At 45.9% G+C, this 15329-nt stretch carries 23 protein-coding genes; 6 read left to right on the plus strand and 17 right to left on the minus strand.

Features of this window, described 5'->3' with window-relative positions; translation table 11 throughout:
- The first annotated feature begins 312 nt into the window (after positions 1-312).
- Complete coding sequence (locus tag EST55_RS07330) at positions 313-1101, plus strand: hypothetical protein (RefSeq protein ID WP_129497029.1); 789 nt, start codon at positions 313-315, stop codon at positions 1099-1101.
- A gap of 65 nt (positions 1102-1166) precedes the next feature.
- On the opposite strand, the gene rplQ is transcribed toward EST55_RS07330, so the two are convergent.
- From rplQ to rplN, 17 genes are all read right to left on the minus strand, one after another.
- Positions 1167-1568 carry a 50S ribosomal protein L17 gene (rplQ, locus tag EST55_RS07335; RefSeq protein ID WP_088767710.1) on the minus strand — a complete coding sequence of 134 codons (402 nt, stop codon included), beginning with the start codon at positions 1566-1568 and terminating at the stop codon, positions 1167-1169.
- A gap of 39 nt (positions 1569-1607) precedes the next feature.
- The gene (rpoA, locus tag EST55_RS07340; RefSeq protein ID WP_088767709.1) at positions 1608-2597 is read right to left on the minus strand and encodes a DNA-directed RNA polymerase subunit alpha; all 990 of its coding nucleotides are present in this window, start codon (positions 2595-2597) and stop codon (positions 1608-1610) included.
- 25 nt (positions 2598-2622) lie between these two features.
- Entirely contained in the window at positions 2623-3243 is a 621-nt protein-coding gene (rpsD, locus tag EST55_RS07345; RefSeq protein ID WP_053954227.1) for a 30S ribosomal protein S4, read from the minus strand.
- A 28-nt stretch (positions 3244-3271) separates the two neighbouring features.
- Positions 3272-3661, minus strand: a complete 390-nt coding sequence (gene rpsK, locus EST55_RS07350; RefSeq protein ID WP_011235125.1) for a 30S ribosomal protein S11 — start codon at positions 3659-3661, stop codon at positions 3272-3274.
- Between the two features lie 12 nt (positions 3662-3673).
- On the minus strand, positions 3674-4030 hold the full coding sequence (gene rpsM / locus EST55_RS07355) for a 30S ribosomal protein S13 (protein WP_053954225.1): 357 nt from the start codon (positions 4028-4030) through the stop codon (positions 3674-3676).
- A 119-nt stretch (positions 4031-4149) separates the two neighbouring features.
- Entirely contained in the window at positions 4150-4263 is a 114-nt protein-coding gene (gene rpmJ / locus EST55_RS07360; protein WP_074668972.1) for a 50S ribosomal protein L36, read from the minus strand.
- A 24-nt stretch (positions 4264-4287) separates the two neighbouring features.
- A complete protein-coding gene (gene secY / locus EST55_RS07365; RefSeq protein ID WP_088767708.1) occupies positions 4288-5616 on the minus strand; it encodes a preprotein translocase subunit SecY in 1329 nt (442 codons plus the stop codon).
- A gap of 5 nt (positions 5617-5621) precedes the next feature.
- Positions 5622-6056, minus strand: coding sequence for a 50S ribosomal protein L15 (rplO, locus tag EST55_RS07370; RefSeq protein ID WP_053954223.1), 435 nt, complete (start codon positions 6054-6056; stop codon positions 5622-5624).
- 3 nt (positions 6057-6059) lie between these two features.
- A complete protein-coding gene (gene rpmD, locus EST55_RS07375) occupies positions 6060-6242 on the minus strand; it encodes a 50S ribosomal protein L30 (RefSeq protein ID WP_053954222.1) in 183 nt (60 codons plus the stop codon).
- A gap of 6 nt (positions 6243-6248) precedes the next feature.
- Positions 6249-6749: a 30S ribosomal protein S5 gene (gene rpsE / locus EST55_RS07380; RefSeq protein WP_088767707.1), complete on the minus strand. Its 501-nt coding sequence runs from the start codon at positions 6747-6749 to the stop codon at positions 6249-6251.
- A gap of 9 nt (positions 6750-6758) precedes the next feature.
- Entirely contained in the window at positions 6759-7112 is a 354-nt protein-coding gene (rplR, locus tag EST55_RS07385; protein WP_053954220.1) for a 50S ribosomal protein L18, read from the minus strand.
- A gap of 9 nt (positions 7113-7121) precedes the next feature.
- Complete coding sequence (gene rplF, locus EST55_RS07390) at positions 7122-7655, minus strand: 50S ribosomal protein L6 (RefSeq protein WP_088767706.1); 534 nt, start codon at positions 7653-7655, stop codon at positions 7122-7124.
- 14 nt (positions 7656-7669) lie between these two features.
- Positions 7670-8062, minus strand: a complete 393-nt coding sequence (gene rpsH, locus EST55_RS07395) for a 30S ribosomal protein S8 (RefSeq protein ID WP_053954218.1) — start codon at positions 8060-8062, stop codon at positions 7670-7672.
- Between the two features lie 26 nt (positions 8063-8088).
- On the minus strand, positions 8089-8394 hold the full coding sequence (rpsN, locus tag EST55_RS07400) for a 30S ribosomal protein S14 (RefSeq protein ID WP_053954217.1): 306 nt from the start codon (positions 8392-8394) through the stop codon (positions 8089-8091).
- Between the two features lie 11 nt (positions 8395-8405).
- Entirely contained in the window at positions 8406-8945 is a 540-nt protein-coding gene (gene rplE / locus EST55_RS07405) for a 50S ribosomal protein L5 (RefSeq protein ID WP_088767705.1), read from the minus strand.
- A gap of 20 nt (positions 8946-8965) precedes the next feature.
- Positions 8966-9280, minus strand: a complete 315-nt coding sequence (gene rplX / locus EST55_RS07410) for a 50S ribosomal protein L24 (RefSeq protein WP_088767704.1) — start codon at positions 9278-9280, stop codon at positions 8966-8968.
- A 10-nt stretch (positions 9281-9290) separates the two neighbouring features.
- Positions 9291-9659, minus strand: a complete 369-nt coding sequence (rplN, locus tag EST55_RS07415) for a 50S ribosomal protein L14 (RefSeq protein ID WP_053954214.1) — start codon at positions 9657-9659, stop codon at positions 9291-9293.
- 276 nt (positions 9660-9935) lie between these two features.
- Here rplN and EST55_RS07420 point away from each other — a divergent pair, with 276 nt between their 5' ends.
- From EST55_RS07420 to EST55_RS07440, 5 genes are read left to right on the plus strand one after another with little or no spacing between them, the layout of a single operon-like run.
- Positions 9936-12725, plus strand: coding sequence for a monovalent cation/H+ antiporter subunit A (locus EST55_RS07420; protein ID WP_129497030.1), 2790 nt, complete (start codon positions 9936-9938; stop codon positions 12723-12725).
- Positions 12725-13060: a Na+/H+ antiporter subunit C gene (locus tag EST55_RS07425; RefSeq protein WP_058576147.1), complete on the plus strand. Its 336-nt coding sequence runs from the start codon at positions 12725-12727 to the stop codon at positions 13058-13060. The genes EST55_RS07420 and EST55_RS07425 overlap by 1 nt, the downstream gene beginning before the upstream one ends.
- Positions 13060-14583: a monovalent cation/H+ antiporter subunit D gene (locus tag EST55_RS07430; protein WP_100691666.1), complete on the plus strand. Its 1524-nt coding sequence runs from the start codon at positions 13060-13062 to the stop codon at positions 14581-14583. Before EST55_RS07425 ends, EST55_RS07430 begins: the two co-directional genes overlap by 1 nt.
- Entirely contained in the window at positions 14576-15064 is a 489-nt protein-coding gene (locus EST55_RS07435; RefSeq protein ID WP_100691665.1) for a Na+/H+ antiporter subunit E, read from the plus strand. Before EST55_RS07430 ends, EST55_RS07435 begins: the two co-directional genes overlap by 8 nt.
- Positions 15058-15327, plus strand: coding sequence for a K+/H+ antiporter subunit F (locus EST55_RS07440; protein ID WP_088767700.1), 270 nt, complete (start codon positions 15058-15060; stop codon positions 15325-15327). The genes EST55_RS07435 and EST55_RS07440 overlap by 7 nt, the downstream gene beginning before the upstream one ends.
- The last annotated feature ends 2 nt before the right edge of the window (positions 15328-15329 follow it).

The raw sequence follows: 15329 nt of genomic DNA on the forward strand, positions 1-15329 counted from the left end.
GCTTCTTACGAAGCAGGGAGGCGTATTCTACACTTCCCGATGATTTCGTCAACCTCTTTTTCTGGACTTTTTGCCCGGCTGACTCAACCGCCGTTATCCGACTCAACTCAGTGAGTATCTCGTGACAACGGCGGCGAATTATAGAGATCTTTTTGGACCTTTCAAGATCTTTTTCACATGAACCGGAAAAAAGATATAAATGGTGTTTTTTTAACCTCTTATGTTAAGTTAGTGTATGATTATTTGAACTATCGCTACGTTTATGATTCAAATGATAGACGTGTTAGTGGATTAGGAGGGGAATAACTAGCTATGCGCCGTAACTACTATAACTATATTCTTGCGCTAAGTATTATGGGGATATCCCTAACCGGCTTTCCGTCATTATCAATTGCCGAACCTAATTCAGAACAGTCTTCGACAATAAAAGAAGCCAAGCTTTTAAAAACCTATTCGTCGATAATTGAAAACCACCTTAGTAAAAATTTATCGATAATGCGGACGGTGCGAATACTCATTAATAACTACCCGGAACACGCCGCCTATATTGTGTCAGCTGCATTTGATACTGAGCCAAACCGGAAAAAGGCTATTATAAAAGCTGCTATTCAAGCTGAACCGGCTGTCACCTATATCGTAGTCGAAACAGCATTGGAATATTTTCCTGAGAATGTGGAAATGATAGTTCAAACCGCGATCGAAACAGAACCGGCTTATATTGATGACATTCTACCCTTGGCTATGAAGCATTCACCGGAAAAAGCCGACAGTTTAATAACCCTAACTCTCCAAAATTATCCTTCCTATTCAGAATCAATAATAAGAACGGCTCACGAGAGTTCATCAGAAAACTTACTCTCATCGGTTATAGGTACATTGAGATTATTACCTGAATCTGCTGACTATGTCCTGGAAGGTATTAAGAACTTTTTTAACAGCTTAGGAAATAATGACGATAAAACGTCTATCTCTAAGGAACAATGGCGATTACTTGCTTTGGAAGCGAAAAGCTCTGGGCTAGAACAAGAAAAGTTACAATGGCTTGTTGAAAAAGGACACCTGGATAAAGGGGAATTAACCGCAATCTATAATAATAAGTAGCTACAAGCTTTTTAAAACGAATTAAAAATAAAAAGGCCAGCTTTAAGCTGGCCTTTTTTAAAAGTTTACTCGGCAGTTTCTTCAACTACTTCTTCAACTTCTTCCACTTCTGGTCTATCAACTAACTCAATGTAAGCCATAGGTGCGTTATCACCCGCTCGGAAGCCACACTTCATAATGCGAGTGTAACCACCAGCGCGCTCTTCATAACGCGGGCCTAATTCATTAAACAGTTTACCAACGATTTCTTTGTCACGTGTACGAGCGAAAGCTAATCGACGATTAGCGACGCTGTCTTGTTTTGCCAATGTAATCAATGGCTCTACCACGCGACGTAGCTCTTTAGCTTTTGGCAACGTCGTTTTGATAATTTCATGGCGAACTAGCGAACTTGCCATGTTACGGAACATCGCCTGACGATGGCTACTGTTTCGATTTAGTTGACGACCACTCTTACGATGGCGCATACCTATACCCTTCTCAGTAAATCTATTACTAAGGTGACCTTAGTCGTTCTCAATTAAGCTAGCTGGTGGCCAATTCTCCAGGCGCATACCCAGAGACAAGCCACGTGATGCCAACACATCTTTAATCTCAGTTAACGACTTCTTACCTAGGTTAGGTGTTTTCAACAACTCAACCTCGGTACGTTGTACTAAGTCACCAATGTACTGAATCGCTTCTGCCTTCAAGCAGTTCGCAGACCGAACAGTCAATTCCAAGTCGTCGACCGGACGAAGAAGAATCGGATCAAACTCCGGCTTCTCTTCTTTTTGTTCCGGCTCGCTGATGTCTCGAAGTTCAACGAAAGCGTCTAGCTGCTCTGCTAAAATTGTGGCAGAACGTCTAATCGCTTCTTCTGGATCCAACGTACCATTGGTTTCCATTTCGATAACCAGCTTGTCTAAGTCAGTACGCTGTTCAACCCGAGCTGCGTCAACAGAATATGCGATGCGCTCTACTGGGCTGAACGAAGCGTCAACTAATAGACGACCGATTGGACGCTCATCATCGTCAGCTGACTGACGTGATGCCGCAGGAACGTATCCGCGACCACGCTCGACCTTAACACGCATGTTAAGCTCATAGTCACCGGTTAAGTGACAAATAACGTGCTCTGGATTAACAATTTCTACATCACCATCGTGAGTGAAATCGCCTGCTGTTACAGGACCTGCTCCGGATTTATTCAAGGTCAACGTAGCTTCGTCTTTACCTTCAACGCTGACAGCCAGCCCCTTCAGGTTCAACAAAATTTCGATGACATCTTCTTGAACACCCTCTTTACTGCTGTATTCATGCAGCACGCCGTCGATTTCAACTTCAGTCACTGCGCAACCTGGCATTGACGATAGTAAAATGCGACGTAACGCATTACCCAGTGTATAACCAAAGCCGCGTTCCAGAGGCTCCAGTGTAACCTTGGCATGAGTCGGGCTAATTTGCTCGATGTCGACTAACCTCGGCTTTAGGAATTCGGTAACAGAACCCTGCATTGTGTCCTCTCTCTATGCTTAAGCCTTACTTAGAGTAAAGCTCTACGATCAACTGTTCGTTTATTTCAGCAGACAAGTCACTACGTTCTGGAAGACGTTTAAATTGACCTTCCATTTTGTTGTTGTCTACTTCTATCCAGACTGGCTTCTCACGTTGTTCTGCAAGTTCCAGTGCTGCTCCGATACGTGCCTGCTTTTTCGCTTTTTCGCGAACAGAAACGACATCTTCAGGACGAACCTTGAACGATGGAATATTCACTACCTGGCCATTCACAACAACTGCTTTGTGACTAACCAATTGACGAGCTTCAGCGCGTGTTGACGCGAAACCCATACGATAAACTACGTTATCTAAGCGCTGTTCTAGCAATTGCAACAGGTTCTCACCAGTATTGCCTTTAAGTCGAGCTGCTTCTTTATAGTAGTTACGAAATTGCTTTTCCAGAACGCCGTACATACGACGAACTTTCTGTTTCTCACGCAACTGAACACCGTAGTCTGACAAACGGCCGCGACGCGCGCCGTGTTGTCCTGGTGCAGTTTCGATCTTACATTTAGAATCGATTGCGCGAACGCCGCTTTTAAGGAACAAGTCTGTTCCTTCGCGACGGCTCAGCTTGAGCTTAGGACCCAAATATCTTGCCATGATCTTTCTCCAACTATCGATTCACGCCTTAAACGCGACGTTTCTTAGGCGGACGACAACCGTTGTGAGGAATCGGTGTCACATCGGTAATATTTGTGATTTTGTAACCAACGGCGTTCAGGGCACGAATCGATGATTCACGACCTGGGCCTGGACCATTCACAAATACTTCCAGGTTTTTCAGTCCGTATTCCTTCGCCATTTCACCTGCTCGTTCTGCTGCAACCTGTGCTGCGAACGGCGTTGATTTCCGTGAACCACGGAAGCCTGATCCACCTGCGGTAGCCCACGCTAGTGCGTTACCCTGGCGATCAGTAATGGTGATGATGGTGTTGTTGAAAGATGCATGCACGTGAGCCATGCCATCGGCGACTTGCTTTTTAACGCGCTTGCGAGAACGAGTTGGTGTTTTAGCCATTACTCAATCCCCCTATTTCTTAATTGGTTTGCGCGGTCCTTTACGGGTGCGCGCATTTGTTTTAGTGCGCTGTCCACGTAGAGGAAGGCTGCGACGATGACGAAGTCCACGGAAACATCCGAGGTCCATCAAACGTTTAATGTTCATAGATACTTCACGACGCAAGTCACCTTCGACTGCGAATTTCGACACTGCGTCACGAAGCGCGTCCAGTTTGTCTTCTGACAATGAACCAATCGTAGTATCTTCAGCGATTCCCGTTGCAGCTAAAATTTGCTGCGAGCGAGTACGCCCAATACCATAGATAGCAGTTAAGGCAATAACTGCATGTTTATTGTCAGGAACGTTAATGCCAGCGATACGGGCCACTAACACGTCTCCTTTAATTTGTAGGCATCAGTTGAAAAGCCCGTTAGGATACTCAACCGATTGCCGAATTGCAAATACTTCAAGGCGGCGACTATTAAGCCGCCGACCTTTCCTTCGAATCAACCTTGTCGTTGTTTGTGTTTCGCATCAGAGCAAATAACGCGAACTACACCGTTACGCTTGATGATTTTACAATTACGACAGATTTTCTTCACGGAAGCACGAACTTTCATTGCTACTCTCCGTTCTACCTAACCTTACCGACCGTAGCCTTTAAGATTAGCTTTTTTAAGCACAGAATCATATTGATGAGACATCATATGAGTCTGTACCTGTGCCATAAAGTCCATGATGACAACCACGATAATCAATAACGATGTACCGCCGAAGTAGAACTGAACGTTCCAAGCAATCATCATAAACTCAGGAACCAAACAGACAAAGGTAATGTACAGAGCACCTGCTAAGGTCAAACGAGTCATTACTTTGTCAATGTAACGCGACGTTTGCTCACCCGGGCGTATGCCTGGGATGAAAGCGCCGGATTTCTTCAAGTTGTCAGCTGTTTCGCGCGGGTTAAATACCAACGCAGTATAGAAGAAACAGAAGAAAATAATTGCAGCCGCGTACAATAACACATAAAGCGGCTGACCGGGAGACAATGTCATCGACACTTGTTGTAAAAAGTCGGCGACAACACCTTCACCTGAACCGAACCAGGTAGCGATAGTTCCCGGAAACAAAATAATACTCGATGCAAAGATTGGAGGAATAACACCAGCCATATTTACTTTCAAAGGCAAGTGCGTGCTTTGTGCAGCAAATACTTTACGACCTTGTTGACGCTTTGCGTAGTTAACAACGATACGACGTTGACCACGTTCTACGAAAACAACAAAGTAAGTGACTGCAACAACAACAACCCCAATCAATAGCAATAATAGCAAGTGCAAATCGCCTTGGCGTGCTTGCTCAAATGTTTGACCAATAGCCGAGGGCAACCCTGCTACAATACCCACAAATATCAGGATAGAGATACCGTTACCAATACCTCTCTCAGTGATTTGTTCACCTAGCCACATTAAGAACATTGTCCCTGTAACCAAGCTAACAACAGCAGTAAAGTAAAAGCCGAAGCCAGGGTCGATAACTAACCCAGGCATTAAATTAGGTAAGCCAGTGGCTATACCTATCGACTGAAACGTTGCCAGTATCAAAGTACCCCAACGCGTATATTGGTTAATCTTACGACGACCAGACTCGCCCTCTTTCTTAATTTCAGCTAAGCGCGGGTGAACCACACTAGCCAGCTGCATAATAATAGAGGCCGAAATATACGGCATGATACCCAATGCGAATACTGACGCACGTTCTAAAGCACCACCGCTGAACATGTTAAACATGGCAACGATGGTGTCTTTTTGCTGTTCGAACAACTGAGCGAGTACAGCGGCATCAATACCAGGAATAGGCACAAAGGAGCCCGCTCGGAAAACGATAATCGCTCCTAACACAAACAACAGGCGACGCTTAAGTTCCGACAAGCCACCTTGCGCTCGATTTGATTCCAATCCTGGTTTAGCCATTTGCTCTATCCTTCGATTTTTCCGCCAGCAGCTTCAATAGCTTCGCGAGCGCCTTTGGTGACTTTCAGACCTTTAACAGTCACTTTACGACTGATTTCGCCAGACTTAATGACTTTAGCAGCCAAAATGTTCTTACGAATCAAGCCTGCAGCTTTTAACGTTGCTAAATCAACAACGTCACCTTCGACTTTCGCGATCTCTGCCAAGTTCAATTCCGCAGTGGTCATAGCCTTGCGAGAAGTGAAACCAAATTTAGGCAGACGACGCTGGATTGGCATTTGACCGCCTTCGAAACCTGGCTTCACGCTGCCACCAGAGCGAGATTTCTGCCCTTTGTGACCACGACCACCGGTTTTACCCAGACCTGATCCAATACCGCGTCCAACGCGCTTCTTGCTGCTTTTTGCACCAGGTGCGGGAGAAAGATTATTTAATTCCATCATTTATCCCTCCACCTTAATCATATAATTTACTTGGTTCACCATACCGCGGACTGCAGCAGTGTCTTCCAACTCTACTGTGTGACCAATGCGGCGGAGACCCAAGCCACGTAGTGTAGCTTTATGCTTCGGTAAACGACCGATAGAGCTACGCGTCTGTGTTACTTTGATTGTCTTTTTCGCCATTGTTCACTACCCCAGTATCTCTTCAACGCGCAATCCACGCTTAGCCGCTACTTGTTCAGGCGACTTCATGTCGTTCAGCGCCTTAATAGTGGCACGAACAACGTTGATTGGGTTGGTTGAACCATATGCTTTTGACAGCACGTTATGAACACCTGCAACTTCTAGTACCGCACGCATCGCACCACCGGCGATGATACCTGTACCTTCTGACGCAGGCTGCATGTATACCTGTGAACCTGAGTGACGTCCTTTAACAGGATGCTGTAAAGTTTCGCCTTTCAGTTGAACGGTAACCATGTTGCGACGTGCTTTTTCCATTGCTTTTTGAATAGCGGCAGGAACTTCACGCGCTTTACCATAACCAAAACCGACTTTACCTTTACCGTCGCCAACTACAGTCAGTGCAGTAAAGCTAAAGATACGACCACCTTTAACAACTTTTGCTACACGATTAACTGTAATCAACTTTTCAATCAGTTCACCATTTTGAGCTTCTACATTTGCCATGTTCGTCTCCTAGAACTGAAGTCCGGCTTCACGAGCTGCGTCAGCCAAAGCTGCTACGCGACCGTGGTATTTGAAACCACTACGATCGAAAGAAACGCTTTTAACGCCTTTTTCAATCGCTCGTTCAGCGATAGTTTTGCCCACGACTTTAGCTGCGTCTACGTTACCCGTAGATTTAAGCCCTTCGCGAACACTTTTCTCTGCAGTCGATGCGGCTGCCAGCACTTCAGAACCGTTAGGTGCGATCAACTGTGCGTAAATGTGCCGTGGTGTACGGTGAACGACCAGGCGATTTGCACCCAACTCTTCAATTTGTTTACGTGCGCGAGTAGCACGACGTAAGCGAGCTGCTTTCTTGTCCATCGTATTACCCTACTTTTTCTTGGCTTCTTTACGGCGCACTTGCTCGTCAGCATAACGTACACCTTTACCTTTGTAAGGCTCTGGCTTACGGTATGCGCGAATGTTAGCGGCAACTTGACCGACTAACTGCTTATCTGCACCTTTAACGACGACTTCAGTCTGAGTCGGAGTTTCGATAGTAATTCCTTCTGGAATTTCGAACTCCACAGGATGCGAGAAGCCCAGAGTTAGGTTCAGTTTTTTACCTTGTGCTTGCGCACGGTAACCAACACCCATCAACTGTAACTTACGTTCGAATCCTTTAGTGACTCCGACCACCATGTTTTGTAACAATGCGCGAGCTGTACCAGCTTGAGCCGTTGAATTAGCGACACCCTCACGAGGGTTTGTGCGTAATTCGCTGTCTTCTTTTACCAGTTCAACTGCATCGTTTACAACACGACTCAGTGAGCCTTGAGCACCTTTAATCGTGACTTCCTGGCCATTTAGCGTAACTTCAACGCCAGCAGGAATTTCAATAGGTGCTTTAGCAACACGTGACATTTCCTACCTCCTAATTACGCTACGTAACCAATGATCTCGCCACCAAGACCAGCTTGGCGAGCGGCACGATCGGTCATCAGGCCTTTAGACGTCGAAACAACTGCGATGCCAAGGCCACCCATTACGTTAGGCAGCTCGTTGCGCTTCTTATAGATACGCAAACCAGGGCGACTAACGCGCTCGATTGATTCAATTACTGGCTTGCCTTCGAAATACTTCAATTCGATTTCAAGCTCAGGTTTAGCAGTGCTCTCAGCGCTGTAACCCGTAATAAAACCTTCTTCTTTCAGAACTTGAGCAATCGCCACTTTCTGCTTAGAAGACGGCATTTTAACCGTTACTTTATTAGCACCTTGAGCGTTGCGAATGCGTGTGAACATATCCGCAATTGGATCTTGCATGCTCATATTTGCTTTCTCCCGTGATTCGTGGCTTACCAGCTAGCTTTTTTCAAGCCAGGAATTTCACCGCGCATCGCCATCTCACGGACCTTAATACGGCTCATGCCGAATTTACGAAGGAAACCATGAGGACGACCAGTAATACGACAACGGTTACGTTGACGTGACGGACTGGCATCACGTGGGAGCTTCTGCAATTTCAGAACTGCTTCCCAACGCTCTTCGTCTGATGCATTTACGTCATTAATGACCGCTTTCAGTGCGTTGCGTTTTTCTGCGTATTTTGAAGCGATTTTAGCTCGCTTCACGTCACGCGCTTTCATTGACTGTTTTGCCATAACTCTACACCTTACTTTCTGAACGGGAAGTTAAAGGCAGCTAGCAAAGCACGAGCTTCGTCATCTGTGCCAGCATTAGTGGTAATGGTGATATCCAGACCACGTACCTTGTCGACTTTGTCATAGTCGATTTCCGGAAAGATGATCTGCTCACGAACACCCATGCTGTAGTTACCACGACCGTCAAACGATTTAGGGTTGAGGCCACGGAAGTCACGGATACGTGGGATTGCAATCGAGATTAAACGTTGCAAAAAGTCCCACATGCGCTCGCCGCGCAGAGTTACTTTACAGCCAATCGGGAAGCCTTCACGGATTTTGAAACCGGCGACAGACTTGCGTGCAACAGTACGAACAGGCTTTTGACCAGAAATGGCCTCTAAGTCTGCGACTGCATTATCAAGTACTTTTTTGTCAGCCAGAGCTTCACCAACACCCATGTTAAGGGTGATTTTTTCAATCCGAGGGACTTGCATGACGCTGTTGTAGCTGAACTCTTTCATCAGTCCAGGAACTACCGATTCTCTATAAAAATCATGCAGTTTCGCCATCGTAAAACTCCAAGTTTAAATTAAATGATTGCGTTGTTCGATTTGAAGAAACGGACTTTTTTGCCGTCTTCAACACGAAAACCAACACGATCTGCTTTACCTGTCTCTGGATTAAAGATCGCAACGTTAGAAACATGAATTGGTGCTTCTTGTTCTACGATGCCGCCAGACTCACCTAAAGCCGGATTTGGCTTCTGATGTTTCTTGACTACGTTAACGCCTTCGACGATAACGCGATCTTTATCAGTAAGAACTTTCAGGACTTTGCCTTGCTTGCCCTTGTCCTTACCTGCCAGGACGACTACTTCGTCATCACGTTTAATTTTTGCCGCCATAATTGACTCCTTATAGTACTTCTGGTGCCAGCGAGATAATCTTCATAAACTGCTCTGAACGCAGCTCACGAGTTACCGGACCGAAGATACGAGTGCCAATGGGCTGTTGGTTGCTGTTCAACAACACAGCCGCGTTGCGGTCAAAACGGATGACCGACCCGTCTTGACGACGGACGCCTTTTCTGGTGCGAACGACCACCGCATTCACAACATCACCTTTTTTCACCTTACCGCGCGGAATTGCTTCCTTAACAGTAACTTTGATGATATCGCCGATGTTTGCGTAGCGACGGTGCGAACCACCTAGAACCTTAATACATTGTACGCTGCGCGCGCCGGAGTTATCGGCAACGTCCAGGGTAGTTTGCATTTGGATCATTTCAGTGCCCCGCTTAGTTAAAAAAACAGACCCTCTCGGGTCGTGCTGCCTTTGGTTTTTCCCTTATAAAAAGGGCGGCGAATTGTAACAGATAAAATTTGGATGTGGTAGGGCAATCTCACTTTTTTTCGTGAGACAGGATGAATAACGGATTATAACAGTTGAGATTATATTGGCAGTCATCCGTTACAATGGTAAATTCGTACATCGTTTACAGTTAATTTTCATTTAGTTAGTGGCTACAAAAGCGTTAGCAATGAGACAACGGATGAGCCTATGAATTTACTCATTATCATCATGGCGCCACTGTTTGGTGCGTTATTACCTTTATTACTAAAACAAACGCCACGACTGATAAAAACCGGCGTCACACTCCTGATACCGCTAACTGGCATAGCGATTTTATTAAGCTATGCGCCACAAACACTTTCCGGCAACATTCCTAAACATTTTATTGAGTGGCTACCGTCTATTGGTCTCGACTTTGCTATTCGCCTCGACGGTCTCTCTCTTTTATTTTGTTCGTTGATACTAGGTATCGGTGTCCTTATTATTGGTTATGCCCACTATTACCTATCTTACGAAGACGACGACTCAAGGTTCTATGCCTGTTTACTCCTTTTTATGGCTTCAATGCTCGGCATTGTCATGGCAGACAATATTTTGCTTATGTGGGCGTTTTGGGAGCTGACCAGTATTTCTTCATTTCTCCTTATCGGCTACTGGTTTCACAGCAGCGATGCCCGGCGCGGGGCTCGTATGGCATTAGCAACAACAGGCGCAGGCGGGCTGGCCTTGCTAGCTGGTTTACTGATTATCGGGAACATCGCGGGAAGTTATCAATTTGACGATATCGTTGCATCGGCAGACGTTATAAAGAACCACGAGTATTACACCGCAGCGCTTGTCCTTTTATTGCTTGGGGCTTTCACCAAGTCAGCGCAGTTTCCATTCCAGTTCTGGTTGCCACACGCAATGGCAGCGCCTACACCGGTCAGTGCGTACTTACACTCTGCTACCATGGTAAAGGCGGGAATATTCCTATTGGCCCGGTTCCATCCGGTCATGGCAGGAACAGAGCTTTGGTTGACCATTGTGACGGTCACCGGCTTAATCACCATGTTAGTCGGTGCTTACTTCGCTCTATTGAAGCATGATTTGAAAGGGCTATTAGCATTTTCAACAGTCAGTCACCTCGGTTTGATTTGCATGCTGTTAGGCGTCGGTTCACAAGCAGCAGTTATAGCCGCTATGTTCCATATCATTAATCACGCGTGCTTTAAAGCCGCACTGTTTATGACGGCCGGTATTATTGACCATGAATCAGGCACACGTGATATGCGCAAGCTTCAGGGGTTGATGGGCCTGATGCCAATTACTGCAACCCTGGCTATGGTTGTGGCGGCGTCGATGGCTGGTATCCCACCCTTTAACGGCTTTATGTCGAAAGAGCTTTTCCTTGATCAAGCTGCCCAACAGCACTTGTTTGGGGGCTTATCCTGGTTTGTACCGATGCTTGCCACTGTGGGGGCTGCCCTTTCCGTAGCCTATTCAATTCGCTTTATTCACGATGTGTTTTTTAACGGTGAATATAAGGAACTGCCTAAAAAGCCACATGACCCGCCACGCATGATGTCTGCACCGGTTGCATTATTAGCGCTGCTTTGCATTGCTATAGGCCTCGCGCCAATGCCAATAGTGTCGGAGCTGCTAAATTCCGCAGTGACCGCTGTTACAAACACTCAAACAAACGTCAAGCTCTCATTATGGCATGGCTTTAATATTCCTCTGCTAATGAGTGCAATAGCGGTTGTTGCAGGGATACTAATTTACATTGCCAGAGACCAGTTATTTACTTTCAATAGACAGTTTGATGGTCAGGACGCAAAACATAACTTTGAACGAATCGTTCAAAAAGCCAGTGATGCTTCATCGCAACTGTTTGACAAATTGGATACGGGCTCTCTGCAACGATATATGGCGTTTGTTTTAATCAGCGTCATTGTCATATTACTGCCTTCGCTTATTGATATTAGTGCCCTTACGGGAAGCTCACCTCAACAACCGATAGATACCGTTTCGATGGTTGGCGCCATCGTGTTAATCGGAGCCGCTTTCGGAACGGCTACACTGCATCGCAACCGTTTTGTTATGCTTATGATGCTCTCTGTTGTGGGGTTAATGGTTTCCTTAGCATTCGCTCACTTCTCAGCGCCCGATCTGGCTATGACCCAGTTAGTCGTTGAGGTTGTGAGCATCATTCTGATGATACTGGCACTCTTTTTTATGCCACAAAAAACGAATAGAGCATCAAGCGGTCACCGGGTTTTTCGCGATATCATCATTGCTAGCTTTATCGGCGGTATTGTTGCCACGTTAAACTTCGCAATTTTAACATCTCCAGCAGAGTCAATTTCCGACTTCTTTATTGCTAACGCAAAAACCGGCGGCGGTGGCACTAATGTTGTCAACGTTATTCTCGTCGACTTTCGTGGCTTTGATACGCTTGGTGAGATAACCGTCTTAGCTATCGCTGCAGCCGGCATACACAAACTGCTTAACAAACTTAAGCCGTTTATGCCTTCAAGTGATGTTGACGGCCGACCATGGCACCGTATTAAACATCCATTAATGCTAACGAACGTCGCCAACTTAATCTTACCGATGGCAATGGTCGTTGCTGTCTATATATTCCTGCGTGGCCATAACTTACCCGGAGGAGGGTTTATTGCTGGGCTTATTGCCGCATCTGCAATGATTCTTCAGTATGTTGCAAATGGCGTTGATTGGGTTAAAGAAAGATTCAATATTAATTATCAATCGCTCATGTCTATTGGGGTCATGACAGCAGCACTCACCGGCCTGGGAAGTTGGCTGTTTAATAAACCGTTCCTCACTAGCTGGTTTACATACTTGGACTGGCCTGTTGTCGGTAAATGGGAATTTGCTACCGCACTCCTGTTCGATTTAGGCGTATTCCTTACAGTTATTGGCGCCACCATGATGATTTTAAGTAATTTCGGCAAAATGACGACACGCCACCGTCCAACTCACGAGGGCAACTAATGGAAACATTATATTCAGTCACCGTCGGTATCCTTACAGCCTGTAGCGTATTTCTTATTCTCAGAGGGCGCTCTTTTCCCGTTGTCGTTGGAATCACGATGCTGTCTTATGCGGTCAATTTATTCTTATTTTCAACTGGTCGATTAACGATAGATGGTGCACCAATACTTGGCACCAGTGACAGTTATGCGGACCCTTTGCCACAAGCGCTAGTACTAACAGCCATCGTAATAGGTTTCGCAATGACCGCTTATTCCATCATTCTGGCCGTTAGAACTCGGGGCGAAGTCGGCACAGATGAAGTCAGTGACAGTAACTCGGAGGACAACCGCTGATGTGGCATCAACACCTAGCGATACTCCCAATTCTTATTCCGCTATTTACGGCGTTATTGCAGTTGTTGCCTTGGGGTGATCGACCGCAGCCCAAAAGACGGGCAATTGGCCTTGGTGCAAGTATTCTGACACTGGTGGCGAGCGCATTTTTGGTTATTGAGGTTAACTCTCAAGAGATGCTGGTCTACTTATTGGGTAATTGGGAGGCACCTTTCGGCATTGTTCTTATGGTTGATAAGCTTAGCGCCATGATGATGCTGCTCACTGCCATACTTGCGCTTCCGGTACTTGTATATGGCTGTTACTCTGAAGACAATCTTGGCTCTCACTTTCATGCACTCTTTCAGTTTCAGATAATGGGCATAATGGGGGCTTTCGCCACAGGTGACTTATTTAACCTATTTGTTTTCTTTGAGGTGCTGCTCATATCTTCTTACGCTCTGCTTATGCACGGTGGCGGTAAGTTTAGAGTAAGGGCGACCCTTCACTATGTCTTATTGAACCTATTGGGTTCCGCTCTTTTCTTGATAAGCGTAGGAACCTTATACGGTGTCACCGGCACTTTAAACATGGCTGATATGGCCGTTAAAATACAGGCGTTAAGTGGCGATCAAGCAGTGCTCGCAAAAGCCGGCGCGCTTATGTTACTCATCGTATTTGGGTTGAAAGCTGCATTACTGCCACTTCATTTTTGGCTACCGCAAGCGTACTCGACAACCAGCGGCGTCGTTGCGGCTCTATTCGCAATAATGACTAAAGTTGGGATTTACTCAATCATTCGTGTCTACACCTTGATATTCGGTGCCGACGCCAACGAACTCGCTCTTGTCGCCCACGACTGGTTGTGGGTAATGGGCTTATTGACTATGCTTGCAGGCGCCGTTGGTATATTGGCCGCTCGTGACCTCCGCTTAATGGTTGCCTACTTGGTTGTTATTTCTGTGGGAACCATATTGACCGCTTACAGCCTGTTCTCCACTCAGACAACCGGCGCTGCACTGTTTTATTTGATTCATTCAACATTTATAACAGGGGCACTGTTCCTTCTTGCAGATGTTATGGCCTTTGAAAGGGGGAAGACCGCTTCCCGCATCGTCTCGGGCAAAAAGATGGCGAACCACTCGACCTATGCAGTCATGTTCCTCGTGTCGGCCGTCGCCATAATTGGACTCCCCCCCCTCTCTGGTTTTGTGAGTAAATTGATGATTCTGGAGTCGGCTAGTGCTAACGGCCATAACTTTTGGTTATGGGCTGCCATTATAGGCGCCACTTTCATTATGCTGGTGGCCGTTACTCGGGCAGGCAGTAAAATGATTTGGCACACACTATCGGGAAAACCATCCGATCAATCGGCGGCTTTGGGTAAACGAATTTCAATCGCAAGTCTATTACTGCTGTCATTATTGATGACTGTATTTGCAAACCCAATACAACAGTACACTCAGTCAGTAGCTGAGCAGCTTGAGCGTACTGAAGACTATCCAAACTGGGTTTTAGAAGCACCGGAGGTGTCAGATGAATAAACTGTTACCGGCGCCCATGTTAAGCCTGTTTTTGCTGGTTATTTGGCTTTTATTGTTTAATTCAGTCAGTGCTGGGGTGGTCTTGTTGGGGCTTATCTTCGCCCTACTTATTCCTATTTTGTTCAAGCCAGCTTGGCCAAGCTTTGCTAGAGTAAAGAAGCCGCACCTAGCCGTTATCTATTTCTTCATTTTGCTTTACGACATTATCATTGCGAACTTTAAAGTTGCTGCGCTAATTGTCGGCAAAAGACGTTCTATTACACCGGCATTTTTCGTTTTCCCGCTGGATATGAAAGAAGAACTTCCGGTAACCATTCTGGCAAGTACCATAACGCTGACGCCGGGTACCGTTTCTTGTGAAATCACTCGCGGGAGAAAAGGTATTTTGATACACGCTTTCTCGGAGGAGGATCCCAACGAGGTAATTAAAATAATTCGTCACCGCTACGAACGCCGATTAAAGGAGATATTCCAATGTTAGGTACCTTACTGCAAATTGCGTTTTTGCTGTTTAGCCTGGCAATACTGATGAATTTCTGGCGCCTCATTAAAGGTCCTGATCTTCCTGATCGGATTTTAGCGTTAGATACTATCTACATAAATTCTCTGGCGTTGCTTTTATTGCTGGGTCTGTATCAAAACACTCAAACCTATTTCGAAGCCGCATTGCTCATTGCGATGTTCGGCTTTGTTGGGACTATTGCCGCGGGTAAGTTTCTCTTACGCGGTGACCTTATAGAATAAAG

The sequence above is a fragment of the Idiomarina sp. 29L genome, assembly GCF_004123135.1.
Classification (GTDB): Bacteria; Pseudomonadota; Gammaproteobacteria; order Enterobacterales; family Alteromonadaceae; genus Idiomarina.